This is a genomic window from Stenotrophomonas sp. GD03930 (assembly GCF_029839665.1).
GTDB lineage: Bacteria > Pseudomonadota > Gammaproteobacteria > Xanthomonadales > Xanthomonadaceae > Stenotrophomonas > Stenotrophomonas forensis.
In genome coordinates, this window is sequence record NZ_JAOCAV010000002.1 from 1074606 (window position 1) to 1092914 (window position 18309).

General features: G+C 61.8%; 15 protein-coding genes. 3 read left to right on the forward strand and 12 right to left on the reverse strand.

All coding sequences use genetic code 11. The annotated features are described in order from the left end of the window. Window position 1: 1 nt before the first annotated feature. The 5 genes from tagF to N5C18_RS15520 form a co-directional block, all read right to left on the reverse strand. Complete coding sequence (gene tagF / locus N5C18_RS15500) at window positions 2–985, reverse strand: type VI secretion system-associated protein TagF (RefSeq protein WP_006451227.1); 984 nt, start codon at window positions 983–985, stop codon at window positions 2–4. Then, window positions 982–4689, reverse strand: a complete 3708-nt coding sequence (gene tssM / locus N5C18_RS15505) for a type VI secretion system membrane subunit TssM (RefSeq protein WP_279945020.1) — start codon at window positions 4687–4689, stop codon at window positions 982–984. Before tssM ends, tagF begins: the two co-directional genes overlap by 4 nt. A gap of 15 nt (window positions 4690–4704) precedes the next feature. Beyond that, window positions 4705–6141: a hypothetical protein gene (locus N5C18_RS15510; RefSeq protein WP_279945021.1), complete on the reverse strand. Its 1437-nt coding sequence runs from the start codon at window positions 6139–6141 to the stop codon at window positions 4705–4707. Between the two features lie 42 nt (window positions 6142–6183). Continuing rightward, a complete protein-coding gene (locus N5C18_RS15515) occupies window positions 6184–6444 on the reverse strand; it encodes a PAAR domain-containing protein (RefSeq protein WP_006451293.1) in 261 nt (86 codons plus the stop codon). A 102-nt stretch (window positions 6445–6546) separates the two neighbouring features. Further along, on the reverse strand, window positions 6547–7428 hold the full coding sequence (locus N5C18_RS15520; protein WP_279945022.1) for a M15 family metallopeptidase: 882 nt from the start codon (window positions 7426–7428) through the stop codon (window positions 6547–6549). A gap of 197 nt (window positions 7429–7625) precedes the next feature. Between N5C18_RS15520 and N5C18_RS15525 the strand changes: the two genes are divergently transcribed. After that, window positions 7626–8387, forward strand: coding sequence for a hypothetical protein (locus tag N5C18_RS15525; protein WP_053508686.1), 762 nt, complete (start codon window positions 7626–7628; stop codon window positions 8385–8387). A gap of 39 nt (window positions 8388–8426) precedes the next feature. On the opposite strand, the gene N5C18_RS15530 is transcribed toward N5C18_RS15525, so the two are convergent. From N5C18_RS15530 to N5C18_RS15540, 3 genes are all read right to left on the reverse strand, one after another. Beyond that, a complete protein-coding gene (locus N5C18_RS15530; protein ID WP_279945023.1) occupies window positions 8427–9365 on the reverse strand; it encodes a DUF6708 domain-containing protein in 939 nt (312 codons plus the stop codon). A gap of 108 nt (window positions 9366–9473) precedes the next feature. Further along, a complete protein-coding gene (locus N5C18_RS15535) occupies window positions 9474–10520 on the reverse strand; it encodes a DUF6708 domain-containing protein (protein WP_279945024.1) in 1047 nt (348 codons plus the stop codon). Window positions 10521–10554: 34 nt separating this feature from the next. After that, entirely contained in the window at window positions 10555–10698 is a 144-nt protein-coding gene (locus tag N5C18_RS15540) for a hypothetical protein (RefSeq protein WP_279945025.1), read from the reverse strand. Between the two features lie 67 nt (window positions 10699–10765). Here N5C18_RS15540 and N5C18_RS15545 point away from each other — a divergent pair, with 67 nt between their 5' ends. Further along, a complete protein-coding gene (locus tag N5C18_RS15545; protein WP_279945026.1) occupies window positions 10766–11815 on the forward strand; it encodes a hypothetical protein in 1050 nt (349 codons plus the stop codon). Window positions 11816–11868: 53 nt separating this feature from the next. Beyond that, window positions 11869–12066, forward strand: coding sequence for a hypothetical protein (locus N5C18_RS15550; RefSeq protein ID WP_279945027.1), 198 nt, complete (start codon window positions 11869–11871; stop codon window positions 12064–12066). Window positions 12067–12217: 151 nt separating this feature from the next. On the opposite strand, the gene N5C18_RS15555 is transcribed toward N5C18_RS15550, so the two are convergent. From N5C18_RS15555 to N5C18_RS15570, 4 genes are all read right to left on the reverse strand, one after another. Continuing rightward, the gene (locus N5C18_RS15555; RefSeq protein ID WP_279945028.1) at window positions 12218–13057 is read right to left on the reverse strand and encodes a DUF6708 domain-containing protein; all 840 of its coding nucleotides are present in this window, start codon (window positions 13055–13057) and stop codon (window positions 12218–12220) included. 613 nt (window positions 13058–13670) lie between these two features. Then, entirely contained in the window at window positions 13671–14720 is a 1050-nt protein-coding gene (locus tag N5C18_RS15560) for a DUF6708 domain-containing protein (protein WP_279945029.1), read from the reverse strand. Window positions 14721–14723: 3 nt separating this feature from the next. Beyond that, window positions 14724–17465 (reverse strand): T6SS effector BTH_I2691 family protein, encoded by a 2742-nt coding sequence (locus tag N5C18_RS15565; RefSeq protein WP_279945030.1) that lies wholly within the window; start codon window positions 17463–17465, stop codon window positions 14724–14726. Continuing rightward, window positions 17458–18309 (reverse strand): DUF4123 domain-containing protein, encoded by an 852-nt coding sequence (locus N5C18_RS15570; RefSeq protein WP_008268340.1) that lies wholly within the window; start codon window positions 18307–18309, stop codon window positions 17458–17460. The genes N5C18_RS15565 and N5C18_RS15570 overlap by 8 nt, the downstream gene beginning before the upstream one ends.

The following is an 18309-nucleotide window of genomic DNA, read 5'->3' on the forward strand; positions in this document are numbered from 1 at the left end:
GTCAGGTTCCCAGGAAAGTCTCGCCGAACAGCTTGCGTGCGGTGGCCAGGGCCAGGTCGTCACGGTCGAGGAAGCTGCCGAAGCGGTTGAGGTTGTAGTCGCCGCGCAGGTAGTCGTCCACCCACTCCGAATGCTGGATGCGGATCAGGAAGTCGCCCGCCTCGGCCGGATCCAGCACGGCGCGCAGCACCTGGCGATCAGCGCCGTTGAAGCCGACGATCATGCTTGGCGCAGCGTCGTTGCGGATCAGTACGGCAAGTTCGAAATCGCCGCGTGCGACGAAGCTGGACAGCAGGTCGAGCCAGAACGCCGCCACCAGCGGGCGATAGGCCGGATCGCGCACCAGCGGGAACACCAGCGCCTTGTCGATGTTGACGTCGCCGCCACTGAGCACCGGCTGCAGCAGCAGGCCCAGCGCGGGCAGCACCTGGCGCAGCGCCACGTCGCCGTGGCCGGACTCGCGCAGGCGCTGCTCCAGGTCGGCCACCGTGGTGTTCTCGAGGAAATCCTGGAAGCTGCCGTTGTAGTCACCCGGGTCGGTGCTGATGCTGAAACGGGCATCGGCCAGCTGTGCCAGCGCCTGTGCTGCGTCGCTGTCCTGGTAGGCCTGGCGTGCGAGCCTGGCCAGGCCCGACCAAGCGTTGGACATCGCCAACGGACTGCGGCCGATGAACGGCAACGGCTCAGGCGCATCCAGGCGCAACGCCGACAGCAGCGGGAAGCGCCGCTCGGACGCGTCGCGGCTGGCCAGGAAGTGGCCGCACAGCACCATCTTGCTGCGCGAGCCCAGGAAGGCGTAGTGGATCTCGGGCGCTTCGTCGTAGCGCTGCTTCCAGTCCGGGCTCTGGCTCAGCAGTTCCAGGCTCTCGCCGGCCCAGCGGTCGAGCCAGCCCAGCAGCTGGTGGTTGTCGGCCGCGCGGACGAAATCGCCGCGCGAGGGCACCTTGCCGAAATAGGACACGCCCGCGCTGACCACCCGGCTCATCGGGCGCCTCCAGCGGCCGGAGCCGGCGTCGCTGCCGGCGCAGCAGCGGGTGCCGCCTGCGCCGCGGGCTCGCCACCGGCAACGCGTTCGGGCAACTGCAGCCCGCGCTGCCAGTCACCTCCGCCCTGTGCGGCCTCACCGGCACGACGGACGATGCGCATCTCCACCGGCACCGACACACCGTTGCCCGTCCAGGTGATGCGGCTGGAGTCATCCAGGCGCTCGACCTGGCCCGCCCCCATCAAGCGGTTGACGCCGTTCGAACCCGGCGCACTGAACACTTCCACCGTCCTGCCATCGCCGGTCACCGCGGTGATCTTCACGCCCGGCACCTGGCCGACGTTCGGGTACTGCATGGTCGTCCACTGCGGTGGCGTGTTGCGATAGCGCAGCACCTGGCCGTCGATCTCGATGGTGTATTCCAGCGCGCCGGCCGCCGGTGCCGGCAGGATCTCGAAGATCGTGGTGTCCTGCGCCGCGCCGGCCGCCGAACCACTCACCCAGTTGCCGTAGTTGGCCACCAGTTCGGCCGACAGGTTCACGCCCTGCCCGGCCCAGCGGCGGGTCTCCAGCAGCGGGCCACGCTGGATCACCAGCGTACCCAGTGCCTCCTTGTTGAAGGCCGCGATGCTGCCACTGGCGCCGAAGATGCCGGCAATGTCGCTCGGCGCCGCATCGACGTCGGAGTTCAGGTTGAACGGGTACTGCTGGCCGATGCGTGCCTTGAAGGGATCATAGACCTGTGCCTTCCAGGTCTTGTTGACTTCATTCTCGGTCGGCGCGATCAACGTGCCGAAGGTCTGGGTCAGCGGGCGCAGCAGCAGCGGACGCAGCGCTTCACGCTGCTTCTCGTCCAGCCCGGTCAGCACCTGCTCATCGACCAGCGCCAGGCCCACGCTCAGTTCGGAACCTTCGTTGCTGAAGGTGTCCTGCATCAGCTTGCGGGTAGCGACCCCGATTTCGCCCTGGCTCTTGATCGCGTTCAGACGCGCGCGCAGCTTGGCCAGCGTGTCGAAGTAGGCCGTGATCACGGCCGGCTGGTCACCGCGCTCGCTGGTCAAGCGGGCAATGCCCTCGAACGCCTTGCCGATCGGGCCGACCGGCTGTGCCGCAGCCGCGGCGGCCGGGTCCTTGCGCAGGATGGTGCGCTGGAACCAGGCGACGAAGCCCTTGCGCGCCTTGCTGGAGCGGGCCAGCGCCTGCGGGTTGTCCCACACGGTCTCTTCGTTGATGCGCTCCAGCAGCACGCGCAGTGGCGAATTGCTGGCATCGCCCAGCTTGTTGATGCGTGCCACCGCCTCGTCGAAGGTGCTGAACTCCGCCACGCTCAGGCCCTGCAGGAACCGGGTCCACTCGCGGGCATAGTCGTTCTTGTACAGGTTCACCAGCTCGCGCGAGACGTGCTCCGGGCTGCCGGCCAGCGACAGGTCGCTCTGCTCGGTGGTCCCCAGCACCCAGTCGGTGGTGCTCAGCTGCGTGTTGGCCGCTTCCTTGATCGCATCCTGCACGTACTCTTCCCACGCCTTGCGCGAGAAAGCACCGGAAATGGCGTAGTTGCCGTTGATCATGCGGCCGTTGCGCTCGACGCCGATCAGGCTGTCGACCGTGGTGGTGGTGAAGCGTGCACCGGCGCGGGCCTTGATCTGCGCGTACACGCGCTCCATCGCCGGCTGGCCCTTCATCACCTGGCCCAGTGCCTGGCGCGTGTCGGACACCAGCGTGACCTTGTTCTGCACCTGCGGCCAGCTCGGCTGGCCCGCCTGCGCCACGTAGAAGGTCATCAGCTTCTCAGCCGCGCGGACCATTTCCTCGCGGCTCATCTGCCCGCGGTTGGCTTCCAGCCAGGTGCGCCAGAACAGGGTCAGCTGCTGCGACAGGTGCGCACCCTCCACATACTTGCGGTTGCCCAGCATCAGGTAGGTCTTGAGCGCGTTGTAGGCATCGTTGGTGCTGGTCGGCGACGCGTTCTGGTACAGCACCTCGCTCTCGGCAGCGCTGCTGGTGCCCTGCCCCAGCTTGTCGCGCTCGGCGACCACCTGGCCCAGATAGTTCTCCAGGTTCGATACGGTCGGCGCCAGCATCACCTGCTGCATGCCGTGGTTGTACTCGCGCAGCAGCTTCTCGCGGATGGCCGTGCCCTGGTACAGGCCCAGATGGGTGGTGATGCCCCCTTCCTTGCCATAGCGGTCCAGCTGCTCCATGCGATCCTGCAGCAGCAGCAACGCATCGATACGTGACTTCAGGTCCATGCGGTCCTTCTGCACGCGCACGGCCTGGTCCAGATCCTTGGTCGCATTGGCAACCAGCTGCGCATTGGTGGTGTACGACCACGTCCACAGGCCCAGCGCGAGGGCCAGCACGCCCACCGCGCCCAGGAACACGCCATAACGCAGGCGGTTCTGGTGCGGGCTGGAATACTGCCGCACCAGTTCCTTGTCGGCAAAGATGACCTTGCGGAACAGGTCCTTCAGGAAGAACGCGGTATGCCCGGTCGGCGCCTCGTCCACGTTCGAGCCGCGCTCCAGGTTGAACTGGCGGCCGACGCGCTCGGAGGCGTGATGCACCGAGCGCCCTTCCTGCAGCGCGCTGGAGAAGTAGAAGCCGCGGAACACCGGCTTGAACTGGTAGGGGTTGTCTTCGAACAGGGTGGCGATGAAGGTGCGCAGCGCCGGCTTGATGCCGACGAACTCCAGCGGCAGCGACAGCAGGCCCGGCGAGACCTCACGGCCACGCTGCATCGCCATGTGGGTCAGGCTCATCTCCTTGATGCCTTCGGCCAGCTCATCAAAGTGGCTGTCGAAGGCGGCCAGCGCGTCACCCTGCTGCTGCACGTCGAACGGCAGCGTCGCGCCCCACACATGCTCGCGCTCGCCCGGATCGAGGTTGCGGAAGAATTCACTGAAACCGGCGATCAGGTCGGCCTTGGTGAACAGCACGTACACCGGCGCGAATACTTCCAGGCGCTCGGTGATTTCCTGCACGCGCTGGCGCAGGTTCTTGGCCAGTTCGATGGCGAACTCCGGCTTGCTGCCGGACAGCTCGGCCAGGCTGGCGGCGATGATCACGCCATTGATCGGTGCACGCGGGCGGTTCTTCTTCAGCAGGCCGAGGAAGGTCAGCCACTCCAGCCGGTCCTCGACGCTGACCGAGTAACGGCCGGCGGTGTCGAGCACGATGCCGTTGGTGGTGAAGTACCAGTCGCAGTTACGGGTACCGCCGATGCCCTGCACGACGTTGCCGCGGTTGTCCTCGAACGGGAACTGCAGGCCCGAATTGAGGATCGCGGTGCTCTTGCCGGCCGCCGGGTTGCCGATGATCACGTACCAGGGCAGTTCGTACAGCGCGGCGTTGCCCTTCAGCACCCCCATCCGCGAGCACTTGATCTGCTTGACCGCATCCATCATGCGCGTACGCAGCGCTTCGGTATCGGCGCGCTGTGCCGGCTGCGCGCTGGCTACCGCCTTGTCCGCCTCGTCCTTGACCATCGCCTCCACGCGCTTGGCGGCGCGCCGGGCAAGCATCCGCTTGACGACCCAGACCAGCAGCGCCAGCACCAGCAGGCCGGCCAGCACGATGGCGACCCAGATGCCGATCTGCCGTGCCTCGGCCTCGCCGTAGTGGGCCAGCGCAGCGGCACCGACCAGGCCGATCACCATCCACAGACGGTAGTCGCGCAGGTAGTAGCTGAAATTGCTCAAACTCATGCAGGGATCCAAGGGTCAGGGAGCGGACGGCGCCTCGGCCGTCAGCGTCGGGGAAGGAAAAGGATCGACCAGCCCGAACAGGCGCTGCTGGTTGTCGGCGACACCGAGCAGCAGCACAGGTTCGCTCTGGCGCTGAAGCTGCGCGTGGGCCAGCGCCAGCTGGGCCAGCGGCAGCGCCGGGCCCAGTTCGCCGGCGCTGATGGTCAGCGCCAGGCTCTGCGGACTGAAATCGAGATCGGGTGCCAGGGTGGCAGCGATGGCAGCGGCATCCACCATCAGGTCGCCCCGGTGGTCAGCGTCGTGCAGCACGAACTGGGCCTGGGCGCCATCGGTCGCCAGTGATGCATGCCACTGGGTGGCGAGCGCCGCCAGCTGCCGACGCTGTTCTGCCGGGCGCTGCCCCTCGACCTGCTCGGCACTGACCAGCTGTGGTCGCCACAGCCGGGCGTCGCCTTCGCGTGCAGCAGCCTGGCTGGCCAGCAGCACGCCCGCTGCGCCTTCACCGGGTACGTGGCCATCGGTGCGCTGCGCCGTCGCCAGCACCCCGGCCGACTGCCAGGCCGAGACGATGCCGGCATCGATGCTGGACGCGGCCGCCAACAGCAGGTGCCAGCGTGGCGTCGGCGACGACGCCAGCGCATCGATGACCCGCTGCACATACGGCCACACATCGCGCGCACCATCCAGCACGGCAATGCGCACGTCGAAGCGGCGCGCATCGAGGCCGGCATCACGCGCCTGTCGCTGCAGCCACTCCTGTACCCACGGGCGCAAACCATCGGACCAGCTGCCCGGCACCAGCAATTCGAGGGTGAGGATATTCTCAACGCGCTGCTCATCGCGGCGGCGCAGGCCGGCCACCACCACCTCTTCGGAGGCTTCGATCTCCGGCAGGGCCGTGAAGACGGCCTCCAGCAGGCGTTCCAGCACCGGCCGCAGCAGCGCCAGTGCACGCCGTTCGTGCGCGGCGGTATCGATACCGTCCTGGCGCACCTGCAGGACTTCGAATTCGTCCAGATCCGGTGCTGCGCTCATCCGCACCGGCAGGTTGTAGTTGTCGCGGAAACGCCCGTCGAGCACCGGGCGCGGTGGCGCCGCCGCAGCCGCCAGCAGGGCCTGCGCATCGAGGTCCATGCCCAGGCGCAGGTGGCCGGCCAGCAACGCAACGGCAGGCACGCCCGACGGGGCGCCAGCGACACTCTCGCGTTCGGCCGGGGCCGGGCCGGAACGATCCTCACCGGCTTTCTGCAACGCCACATCGGCGCCGCGCCGCGCGGCGTTGCGCAGCATGAAGCCGGCACCACTCAGCCCCACCGGCAGCAGCCCCAGATAGGCCAGCATCTGCATGCCGGTCGGTACCGTGCCGCTGTTGCGCCAGTAAAGAATCGTCGCGCCCCAGGTGGCGATGAAGACCATCACCACCGACGCTGCCTTGCCCAGCCATCCCGCCATCAGTTGCCGTGCTCCATGCGCTGCTCCCGTCGACCGCGTCGTTCAGCGCAGGCCAGTGGTGGCCTGTGACGCCATCAGCGTCGCTCCGCACGCCGTGCGGTCGCCATCGCGCGCCACCGGCTGACCATCGATCACGACGGTTGCGTCACCACTGACAATCGATGTTGCGCCATGCACGGCGCAGACTGCACGGTCGCCCACCCGGGCCACCGCCTTGCCATTGATATCGGTCTGGCCGGTGCCTGCCACCACGCTGCCTCCGTGGCTGAGCTTGTCACCGACGACGATAAACGGTCGTGCCATCCATCATGCTCCTTGATCCTGTGTGACCTGGCGCTCCATCGCCCCCTGTTCCCCGGCGACCCAGATCATCGCGGTAACCATACCAGCACCGCCATGCGGTTATCACCCTTGGCGTGACAGTTCTTCACGCTTGGCCGCACGGGCCGCGCGGCAACGCGCTGTCATTTCCACGTGAACATAATCCTTGATGCTGCGCCAGTTTCCACCCCAGTCCAGGCCTGCCTGTTCAGCCAGCTCGCCGTACAGGAAGTAACCACGCTTGGTCCACTCGTCGTTCATGTCCCACTGCAGCTTGCCATTCCGGATCGGCGCACTGTCCACGCCCAGCCCATATTGATGGCAGCTCTGCCAGGCGCCGGCACGTGTCGCCTTGCCTCCGGCCATCAGCTCGGCCTGCCGCTGCGGACTGCGGTAACCCTCGATCAGCACCATCTCGTAACCGTACTGGCGGCGCATCACCTCATAGATGGCCAGCACGCGCTGCTGCAGATCGGCATCGATCTGATCCCACTTGCGGTCTGCCGTCACGATTTCAGGCCGCAGGCGGCGCACCTCGGCGGTGGTGAAAACTTCCGGTGGTGGCGGCGGCGGCGGGGTCAGGCGCTCCCCCCGCAGCAGCTGGGCGACCATCGAACTCGACTCGGCCAGATCATCGCCGCGAAAATCTTCGAGCACCACCGTCTGACGTGTGATCAATATCACAGTTGGAGGAATCAGCAGCGCCGCTGCCGCAATCGCCATAATCGGCCAATGCCGCCGAAGGGCACTCTGCGCAGCGCCAGCTTCTTCACGAACCCCACTGCGCACCCGGGTAACACCATGGCCGACTTTATCGCCCACCCGACCCGCCTTGCGACGGAATCCGCCCAAGCGGCGCGACAGTGCCTGGCGCAGCGATTCCACGGTCTCGGGAAACAGCAACACCCAGCACACCGCCGCCACAAGTGCGACAACGGCAATGGCAGCAACCACGATTGGCAACACCGGTCCTCCTTGACTCGTAATCTGGTTGACGCCCCACCGCCTTTCACTAAGAATGCGGAAATTCGCTTCGGCAGATGCCGAGTCAAACCAAGGGCTGGATGCACTTGAATAATGGCGGAATCAATCGGCCAAGTCTGCTCTCAGGGGGAGCGCAGGCGAAGGGCCAGGCCCCGAATTCGGGCCGTATTCTGGCAGACATGGAGGGCCGGCAGGCAACCGCGTCCCCTCGTGCTGCGCGCGCGTCGGCCGGTGGCAATCGGCGCCTGGGGCTATGGCTGGGCATCGGCGCCGTCGTCGTTGCCCTTGCCGGGCTGGCCGCCTGGGGCTTCTCCGGCAGCAGCGATTATCCGGAACCGAGCGAGTATTCGCTGACACCGGATCCGGCCCATGCCACCGGGCACCCGGACATTCCGGCGGGCGCCCCGCGTGACGGCGCTGCCATGATCGTCGATGCGCCGGCCACCGCCGGTGAGCCGGCCCTGCCTGCACCTGCCGCAGACACAGCGCCTGCATCCGTTGATGCCGCTTCGGTCGCTGCGGCCCCATCGGCGGCGACTGCAGCGAGCGGGGCGGCCGCACGTAGTCCTGCGCCTGCCGCACGCGCTTCGCGTGCCGCAACGCAGAGCGACGCAAAGAGCAAGGGCGATGAAAACCTGCTCGGCACCCTGCTCGGCATCATCAAGGAAGAGGACAAGGCCAAGGCCAAAACGAAGGCCAATGCCCAACCGCAAAGCATGGACGACCTGATCGCACAGATCGAGGCCGACCAGCGCAAGCGCACCGAAGACGAGCGCGCCGCCTTCGAGCGCGTGGCCAGCAAGAAGTCCGCATCGACCGAGTCGAACATCCAGGCTCAGCTGCGTGCCTGCCCCAGCCCCGCGTCGCTGAAGGGCGTGGATTGCCGCCGCCGGATCTGCGCAGCGGTGAGCGGGAAAGATCCGGCCTGCCCGGCGATGTAAGCCAGGACCTTGGAGTCGAGCCCTGCTCGACTCTCCCGGTCAGATGGACTGCCGACCCGCCTGCGATTGCGCCATGACCTCAGGCTCGGCCAGTCTCAGATCATTCGGATCGACCTTGCAGGCATCCTCCACCCACTGCGGCCATTCCGGCATGCGGCAGGACAGCAGGACCAGCCAGCGGCACAGCACCAGCGGCAGCAGCAACGGCATCAGCACGAAGCGGGCGCCCAGCATGGCTGGGCCAAGGCTGGCGACCACAAACAGGTAGCAATTGCGCAAGGAAGGATTGACCGAAAGGTTCATCTGCCGGCCCTCGATCGTGTCGACCACGTCCGCCGGCCCTTGCTGCATGTAGCGCCTGACGAATTCCCAGAGTCCCTTGATCGCCTGCTCGTCATCGAAGTAATGGCCCACGGCAAAGGTACGCTGAACCACGCGCTCATCGATGATGCTGCACCGGAGATCGCGCAGGAACGCCTGGCTGGTCCCTCGTCCGATATAGAACACCGCTTCATCCCAAGGCACTGCCACGGCCCCTTCCTTGCCGCCGGTGAAGAAATAGACCATCCGGTTGCGACGATTGAATCGGGTCGGATACCAGACGTACGTAAAGAACTCGTACTTGAGTGTCGTGTGCCAGAACAAGACCGGCGCGCCGATCACACACACGGCCACCATTGCGTACATCACCCAGTCCCAGACGTCGCCCTCAAGATTGGGGATCACCAGCGTGAAGAGAAGGAAAAAGCCGAGAAGGAACAGGCCTATGGTGCCCAGCAGGACCACGGTGGTCGACACCATGCCGCGCAGCCTGAAACGCCGGTCGATCAGTTCGATGTAGGTTGAGTTGAAGCGGACCAGTGAGGCGCGTTCGTCGGGCGCTGCGACTTGGGCTGCATGGACATCGAAACGAGAGCGACTCTCCTCTGGAGAGAGCGGCTGTCCCACGGGAAACTTCTGCATCCATCCGGTGTACATCACCGCATCCTTGACGGCTGTCCTGGAGTGCATGTTAACCGCCTCCCGCGCAACAGGGATGGGCCCAGGAGACACGCCGTCGGAGCGCCGGGGCCCTGACCGTCACAGCTAGCCGGTCGACCGCGTGATCGCACACACGATGGCAACGCCCATCACGACACCAGTCGCAGTGCAGATCATCGGCCAAGCCTTGTCCAGGAAACCCAGACGCGGATTGTCGCGCCAATCACGTTGCCATTTGTCTGCTCGGTCGACACTGGCGCCGCCCTCCACTTCGGTCGGCCACGCAGGGATGCGGCTGGTCGTCATCGCCAACCATCGGCCCAAGGCAATGAAGCTGAAAGGCAAGCAAAGAACTACGTGCAACCAAGGCCAGTGAACCAGGCCGGCAAAGGTCCGGACCACGCCAAACACGAATCCCTCTTTCCTGTCATGGATGGGCAAGTAGAAACCCACCTCCCCGCAAAGATGCTCAAGCGCCGCGTCCCCGCCCTGCATGTACATCCGGATGAACTCCCACAACCCCAGCAGATCCGACCGCTCCCCCATGTACTCGTAGCCCAGCGAGAACGTCTCCAGGACGGTCTTGCGGTCATCGGAGAGAAAATGCGCGCGGATGTCGTGGGTTCGCCCTATGGGTGGGGTCGTTGACTCGCCGATGAAGAAGAACAAACGGTCCCAGTCACCACTGGCGACCGTACCGTCCTGGCGGAAGAAGTGCACCTTGCGATTCATGCGATCCAATCGGATCGGATAGTGCGTCCATCGGAAGCACTCGCTTCTAAAGAGCCACACGATGCCGGCAAGAATGAACAGTGAAACGGGCGCAATGAAGAGCCAGAAGCACCAGAGGATCCAGCGTTCGTCCTCCCGGAATGGCTCACCCAGGACAATCAGGTTCACGAAGAGGTAGGACGACGTGGGCACGAACGCGAGTGCGCCCATGACCGAGAGCCAGACATTGAAGCCCTTCACCGGGTACCAGCGATCCACCAGCTCGAGGCAGGTCGAGCTGAACCTGATCACGGACAGCCCGCTCCGTGCGGGCACTCCTACTGAGGCCGAAACGTCCAGTCGCTGATCTTCCTCAGCGGCCGTGAGGGGACGATTGACCGCAAAGCGAAGATTTCTGGTATCGATTCCAGCGTAGTCCATTACCTCACCACTCCAACCCAGTCCATGAACGATCCTACTGCAACAACGTGGTGTCGTGCGGCCCTGCGACATGCACGGGAACGTTGCCGCCGGTGAGCGCTCCTCCCGCCTCGCCGTCGACCGACTCCGCCATTCGAAACAACCCCAGCACAGTGATGCTCATGCCCAGCAGCGTCATGGGCTTGCGTCAGCACTATTCCGGGCATAGCCTCGATGGAGCTCGCATTCAAAGCAAATGTCGCTGCATGCAGACCCAACAGGATCTCCGCTTTACTGAAGGCGCCCTGCCCCCTGATGCAACTCCGCAGGCCTACTCCGTGCGTGACGTGATGCGCCTTGATGACGAGGCCATGGTCTGGTCGGAAAGCAATGCTGCTTCGCGGATGGAATCCATCATGCCGGTCGCTGCACTGGTGATGCTGTGCATGGCCATCGGCCTGGGTTACATGGGGGTGATGGCGGCGCTTGAACCCACAGAAAGCATGGGAATGCGTGTGTTCGTATCGGCGAGCGCGGGCCTTGGGGTCGCGGCACTCGCAGCAGTCGCCTTTCTCTGCGTCAAATTGAGTATCGGCAGCAGACAGAGCGACCTGTACTTCTTCCGCAGGACCCGGAAAGTCTTCTGTGTTGTCGACGGCAAGCAATGCCTGTTGGACTGGAACAACGTCAGGCCCTATGCCCGCGTCGGCCACGGCTCGGCCCAGCCCGGGGCGCCGCTGATGATGGCTCTCGACCTCATGGAGATCTATCCTGAGACTCCTGAACTGTGGCGCCTGCGCTTTACTGTCGATGGCCCCCTTCCAGACCGGGAGGCCTGCCAGCAGGCATGGGAGCTGATCCGGCGCTATATGGATGAAGCGCCCGAAGCGATGCCCCCCACTTTTCTGGTTGATCCATCGCACTGGACGACATCCTTGCTGGAGCGGGGACCGCTCTCTGCCGGTGGCGCGGGCAAGGAGATGATTGAACGCATCCGCGCCATGAACTGGAACGTCTTCGCTGTCCCGCAGTATCTGGGGAACGTACTGCTATGGCTGATCTTCTGGCCAGAACCCTTGTCACAGATGCTCTATGCCCGGTTCAAGCGCCCCGTAGCGCCACCCATGGACCTTTTTGCCAGCAACTCGACGCGCGGCAGCAGCGAGCACTATTCCATCGTGCGCTCCAGCCCGGAAGACATTGCCGGAAGGAGAAAGGCTGCCCTCCAGGTCGCGGTGGTGTGCAGCTTGAGTTGCCTGATCAGCTTGATTGGCTGGAGCTTCATCATCTACTCGCTTGTTTTCCTGCGCAGCTGACAACGCGTTCTCTGCCTGCTGCTGTCCCTCATCAGTACGTATCCGATTGCACAATGACGATTTCTTTTGGAAACCTTTTCTACATTGCGCTGTCCATTGGACTCATCGCGCTCCTTGCGCACTCCATCTATCACTACCTTGGCCGGTTTACCGGCTGGCAGTCCAGGAGCAAGCGATGGCTTGCCATCAGTCCGCTGATTGCGGGCATCGCACTGGTGCTTTTCACTGTGATCTTTGTCAGCACGAAGTGAGATGGCGGGGAATCTGAGCGCCCGTGATCTCTGGCTGGCCAGGTACGCGTAAGACCGTCATGCGCCGAGATGCGGATGCAACGTGACACAGGCAAGGCAGATGCCCAAGCTTGCACGCTGTCAATGCGGATGGCGGGGCACGTCGAAACCCTTATCTGCGCCGCTTCGTACCACCCGCCCCCGGCTTCTCCAGGCTGAGTCGCTCCCTCAGAGTAGCGTCAGTGAATGGACCGGCCCCCACTGAATGCAATACTTCAGCCGGCCATCGCGGCTTCCGCTGCAACCGATAACTGACGTAGCGGTTCAGTCCGATGTACGCAGTCAAGGGCAGCGCGATCAGGCTGATCGTACCCAGCAGCCACATTGCCGGCCCCTTTTTCCAGTACTGATGGGAACCCGGGCCGATCAGAGGCTGCGCAATTGTCAACGCCTCGCCCAGGCTTACCGCAAAATCCTGAAATCGCGACTCACCGGGCGTCCAGACGGGACCGACACCCTCCATCATGCGGCGTATGTACTCCCAGCGCTCTACAGGGCCGGACTGGTTACCAAAGCCAAAACTCGGGCCAACGCCAACACGTTGGATTTCCACCGGGCTACCGGGGCGATCCGAGATCGTAATCACCAGGCTCGCTTCTCGGCGAGGTACTTGGCCGGTAAAGATCGTATAGCTGACAACCTCCGCGCTTACGCACTCCCAGTCGTAAGACTGCACTTCGCAACGAGGTCGCGCAAAAATATTCCAGCACCACTGCCACCAAGGGAGCCCAATTGACTTGAATATGTGGACTTTCCTCGCACGGGAATCAAACAAGACAGGCTCTGCCCGATAACCCACCCAGTCACTCTGTATAAGCGCCAGTACAATCAAGAGCAAAACCAACTCAAGAACTGCCACCCAACTGAAGCCCATTACAAACAAAGAGATGTAAAGACCAAACCCTACGGTGAATAGGCCAACCCAGCCTCCGCTGCTGGCATAACCGCGCATGGCACTCATCTGATCGACAAACGAGATCCCAAACTCGTAAACGTCGAGGACACCCCCATTCGTGGAAGCTCGCGAAGATGCTTGGTGATTCCTCTCGGGAAGCTTCAGCGCAGAAGACGGCACAGCTGAATCATCCCGCATCGCGCACCAATTTGCAACGTAATGGCCTCCCCCGCACTTAAACACGACCTGAGCGTCGCAGTCGAATGTTGAACTCTAGTGCGGATGTCATGGTGAGCAATCAGATGCAGCGGATTGCCATGCTCGCCTTTTCTCAGTGCAGTGGAGGGCGAAGTTAAATCGTACTGCACCGTGCATCCGGAAATCAGCGTCAATTTATCCAAGATAAGTGAGATTTGCGAATATCAGCGCTTCATTTTCCATCGATTGGCGAAGATTCAAAATCCAACATTCAGTGCCCACCGGATGCATACTTGGTCCATGGCGCTTCCTGGGCGCCGCGAACCTCTATATGGTCTGCAAGTGACATCCGCATCGACTCCTTGTTCTTCCCGCTGCCGCGCGGCCTGCGGCCCTACCGGGTCGCAGGCGCGCACGACGATCACCCGGCCCGCACGGTCGCTTCCAGTTGAAGGTGCACGCGCTCGCTACATCAAACGCTGATTGAACCCTTCTGGAGTTGCTCACGCACCTCGTCATTGCGAGCCTTCGCGGCCGCAATCGACTCCTTCCAAAAGCGCTCCATCTCATCCGCCCGCCCCCCTTCTCGATTCACGCGCCCATACACAGCAGGCGCACGGAGCGGAGGCGCTCCAGAATTTGCAGAGGCTCCATGTCTTAGCACTGCCGCAGGCCAAACCGGCTTACGGCACAGTTTCATCGCAAGGAAGCGGAACAGCGCCCAAGGCACCGTCAGTGGAAGCGCAATCAACATCAAACCTTCACCTGCAGATGACACGTGGATGATGAACGCATTGCGGAAACTGGGCTCAACCGAGGTGTAGAGCTGCAGCGGCGGGAAAGGCAGTGCGGAACGCCCCTCTTCCATGAAGCGCCGGATCATTTCCCATTGTGCAAGCGTAATCGCAGGATCACGACCACTGTCAGACCCAACGGCAAAGGTGTGAACGACTTGATCGCCGCGCATCACCAAGCCTCTCAGATCATAGGTATATCCTTCGCCAGGCCCCATTGGCTTGTCCCTGCCGATAATAAATTTTACGTCCTGCCATGACGCCGAAACTACTTTGGCGCCTTTACCAGTAAACACATGGACCTGTTGTGAAATTCGATCAAATCTTACTGGATAGTACTGATATCGCAGAATATCACGCAACAGCAACTTCCAGAAGACGAATGCCAGGAATCCGAGAACCACAGCGATCAAGCCTGCAATCGCATATGTATCGCCTGATGCGAGCGAACCAACTCGATCGACCAAGGACATCGTTGCATGCAAGATTGCCACAATAAATATAATGCCAAGCGAAATAAATACACTGGCACCCATTAACGCCCACCCTCGATATCGAAAGTGACGATCTACATACTCAATACAATTATCATCAATGTATATTATCCCCTTATCGATCGGGGTGAACGTGGACGAGTCAAACTGGCGCAGATCTGCGCGCCTCTCATACTCGGTCAATGGACGATTATTGCGATACCGCTGGGCTAGCCAACCTGCAAACTGACTCACTTCTCACGCTCCCGCAGGAAGCATTGCGTTGTATGCCTCACCCTGCGCCTCAGGCGACTCGAACCTACCATGCTCATGCACTCCAAACGGCGTCATATCAAGCCACCTCTCAACCTTGTCATCACGAATAAGATTAATAATCCACTCGCCCAACATGCTTATCAACCCTAGCACCAGAAGTACAATGAAGCCCACACCCGCCGTCATGGCACCAACGAACATGAGATAGGCCACCACCGCGCCTGCAACAGCCGTTGTTCCGTAGAAAACAGCCATCGGAATATCTCCGGACTTTATTGACTCATACGCCTTCCACCCATCAACAACAGCGCCTAGTAATCCACCGACTGTGCCCAGCAATTTGCCGAGAAAGCCCACAAGTCCCGCCATGTTTGTGACTTCAATTGCACCAAATCTGATCTCGGCCGCCAAAGCCGTTCTTCCCCACGACGTCTTGGCCAAGGCCATGCCCGTCAATTCAACACTGGTACCCGCAAATCCGACGAGTGCAGAAGCAAGACTCAATTGCCTACGACCAGCCGGCCCCTCCTTCTCCACATCCAACTTGCCGTACGAATCCGCAACGTTCCAAGCGTCCAGGATCAGTCCGACAACGCCCAAGCGCACGTCCAAGCTGACATGCGGAGCGGTGTACTGCGCGGCGCGATTCCTCACCAGCGCCCTCACTTGCTCTTCGCTCATCAGCATATTTGCCATCGCCCCCGGCTGTCCATTCCGGACGGCCGCCATCGCCTCCTTGTCCCAGAAAACGGCCCACTCAAAGACCTTCCTACCCCGGGCGTTGCGATCACCTGTAGCTACGCGTGCGCCGCTACGCTCACTGAGCTCCTGACGGAGATGCTGATCGACACGCGCCCTCAGCTCGCGCTTGTTTACTCCGACCTGCCCTTCGCTAAGCGCTTCTACCAGGAAGTGCGCCATTTCACGCTCAGACGCACGAATACCAACCCTCTGAATGCGCTTTCCGGAAAGCACCCCGAGGAGGCCAACCAAATTATTTCTCGTAGCGGCAGAGATGGATATGTTCACTCCGGCTTTCACGATTGCCGATCCGGCTTTTGACAACGCCGTGACGATCACTCCAGAAGTCTTGAAGACAAGTCCCGCAACCAACCCCAAACCGTGTTGGAGTTCCTGAGGCCGGCTGCCTCCGCGGTCCAAAACATGCCCGTAGGCCTTGAAGATATTTGACCACGCCCCAGCATTGTCTGCGTTGCTCAGGAAAGTTTTTGACTCCCTTTCGATCACGTCTGCGGCGATCTTGTCATTCAGGGTCAACGCTCGAACCGTACAGTTTTTGATGTCCTGAAAACGCCCAGCCAGATCTGCAAGGACTGCACCTTGCACACAGTCGAAGCCAACGACGCCATCAAGCGTGCTGTCTACGATTTCAGTCAATCTCATGGAACTGTAGGAAAGCTCGTCATGGTGGTTGCATGCCAACCACGTTCTAAAACCATCATCCTTGTACCAGAGCACAAAGCTCTGGGCGATCGGAGTCAAATGAGTGGAGGTAAAGCGCTCCATTTGCGGCACCAAGTTGGTATCGAACTGGTCAAGCTTTTCCTGGCTGTAGTCATCCCGATATCGGTCCCACGCGGAGTCCCTGGCATCTCTATCTTCTTCAGCAGTCAGCTCCTCACGCATCTTCGTGATGCCCGCAGCATAGAGCTCCATTGCGGCGCGGCCAGTGTAGGCACTGGCGCGAACCTTGCTTAGTTTATCGGCAGCCGCCTGATCCTCGATCGCCTGCCGGATACCGCGAATGGCGACAGACGTGGCGTGTTTCCAGGCCCTGTCATCCTCTTCCTCAAACTCCCTGGTTTTCTGCCGGATCAGGGCTGAGAGCTCCTGCGTGAGTCCGGCAGGATCATTCAAGGCGAGCATCATTGGACGAGAGTCGGCCGCACTCTTTGCAAGCCAAGCTTCCATTCCAGGAACATCCTGCTTGCACCTTACAAATGGCACAAACGAGAAGGAGAAGCCGGGGTTAGCATATACCTCAACCGACTCAAGCGTTCTTGTAATTATGTCATCTGCACCTTGGCCCTGTGTCTTAGCTGGTGGCGCAGGCGTGACCGGCGGCAACAGAGGGATCGTCACCTCCTGCTGCTCGCGGATTTTTCTGCCGAATTTGAATTCGCTGACCAACGCCAGGGCACCGCTGACACTTCCTGCATGGTCCAACGCTTTACCCTTGAGCCACGCCTGTACGTCAACGCAACGCATGTGCTTCTTGCGCTCACCCGAGCGACGATTTCGCTCCAGTATTTCCTTGGGCCACGGAGCTTCAGTGAAGCCGAACCAGACTTTTCCGGCACGCTTCGGATCCGGAATAGTTACGAAACGAGCAACCTGCGAGTCAGCCATTCGAGCACAGGTTGGCTGAAATTCTTCAAGCGGTGGGGGCGCAGCATACGGGTCGAACTCCAGCAGGTAGGAGTCACTGGTGATCTGGTAGCCCTTCCACTCCCCACGAACTTCGTTGAACACGTAAAGGTAGCCCTGGCGAGCGAGCCGGAGGGTATAGCGCGCTTCGTTCGGAGGCAGGGCAATACTTGTAACGTCCTTGCCGAAGGCTCCGCCCAGAGCAGGACCCTGCCACATCTCCTTCACGTCGGTACGGCTGATCGCGTATCGCAGCGGGAGAATCGGCAGGCCGACCTGATCACAGATTTCACATTTTTTTGCAGGGTCGCACGACTGCGTCGGCTTCTTATCCATGCTGCCAAACTCCTTGATCCTGCTGCTTCAACGGTGGCTCGCTCTCATCATCTTCAAGCGCGGCTGTGACAATGCTTCTGTATGCACCGGGCTCAAGGCGAGCTATGCGGATGGCTTCCTGGTACATAGGCGCTTCATGAATTCCTGGCGGCTGCGTGATCGAAACGAATGCAAATGCCTCCTGGTCATCGGCATCGGACAATCCGAGTGCGTCGGCACTCAAAATTTCGTCGTATACCTGCTTGGAGACACTGTGATCATCGATCCCATGGTCTACGCGGAGCAGCCTATCAATCACTCTATTGATAGATGCCAACGAGGAAATGGCATGCATCTGGCCTGGCGCGAGAGGCAATCCATCATTGCCTGTTCCTCTGCTTTCATAAGTACGCCAGATGTCTCTTTTTGCGCTTGGAGCTGTCCAGGACTGAACAGGCCCCAAGAGGGCATCCAATTGCGAGGTGGATAGAATCCAAGTCAACGCACTCCAGACGCGAGGGTCGTAGTACCTGAACAACATGCGCTCGCCATCTACCTTCCTCACTAGTCCGCGCGCGAGTTGATTTCGGACGTGCTCCGGTCCCGCATCGCTGACCAGCAGGGCAGAGAATGGGACCCTGTCATGTTCCCGGGCGTAGTGGACAGTTTCATCCAGAGCTGCAAGGCGGGTATCGGCAGACATTTCGCCCAGTCGCAGCAGATACGGGAACAGATGCTCCTGCCCTCGTAGTTCCTTGGGCACGATTGGTTCGCACGGCCACAGTTGGGCAATTCGGCGATCAATCTGCAATGGGTTGATCAGCGCGTACTGGTGGGCCTCGAACAGGCGATGGTCGAGTTGCAT

Bases quoted from the DNA above. Each gene is read 5' to 3' on its own strand.
- N5C18_RS15570 (WP_008268340.1), bottom strand. From the start codon at position 18,309: ATGCAACTCGACCATCGCCTGTTCGAGGCCCACCAGTACGCGCTGATC.
- N5C18_RS15550 (WP_279945027.1), top strand. From the start codon at position 11,869: ATGACGATTTCTTTTGGAAACCTTTTCTACATTGCGCTGTCCATTGGA.
- N5C18_RS15555 (WP_279945028.1), bottom strand. From the start codon at position 13,057: ATGCGCGGTTATGCCAGCAGCGGAGGCTGGGTTGGCCTATTCACCGTA.
- N5C18_RS15565 (WP_279945030.1), bottom strand. From the start codon at position 17,465: ATGGATAAGAAGCCGACGCAGTCGTGCGACCCTGCAAAAAAATGTGAA.
- N5C18_RS15530 (WP_279945023.1), bottom strand. From the start codon at position 9,365: ATGTACACCGGATGGATGCAGAAGTTTCCCGTGGGACAGCCGCTCTCT.
- N5C18_RS15510 (WP_279945021.1), bottom strand. From the start codon at position 6,141: ATGGCGGGATGGCTGGGCAAGGCAGCGTCGGTGGTGATGGTCTTCATC.
- N5C18_RS15525 (WP_053508686.1), top strand. From the start codon at position 7,626: ATGGAGGGCCGGCAGGCAACCGCGTCCCCTCGTGCTGCGCGCGCGTCG.
- N5C18_RS15515 (WP_006451293.1), bottom strand. From the start codon at position 6,444: ATGGCACGACCGTTTATCGTCGTCGGTGACAAGCTCAGCCACGGAGGC.
- tssM (WP_279945020.1), bottom strand. From the start codon at position 4,689: ATGAGTTTGAGCAATTTCAGCTACTACCTGCGCGACTACCGTCTGTGG.
- N5C18_RS15540 (WP_279945025.1), bottom strand. From the start codon at position 10,698: ATGACGCTGCTGGGCATGAGCATCACTGTGCTGGGGTTGTTTCGAATG.
- N5C18_RS15545 (WP_279945026.1), top strand. From the start codon at position 10,766: ATGCAGACCCAACAGGATCTCCGCTTTACTGAAGGCGCCCTGCCCCCT.
- tagF (WP_006451227.1), bottom strand. From the start codon at position 985: ATGAGCCGGGTGGTCAGCGCGGGCGTGTCCTATTTCGGCAAGGTGCCC.
- N5C18_RS15535 (WP_279945024.1), bottom strand. From the start codon at position 10,520: ATGGACTACGCTGGAATCGATACCAGAAATCTTCGCTTTGCGGTCAAT.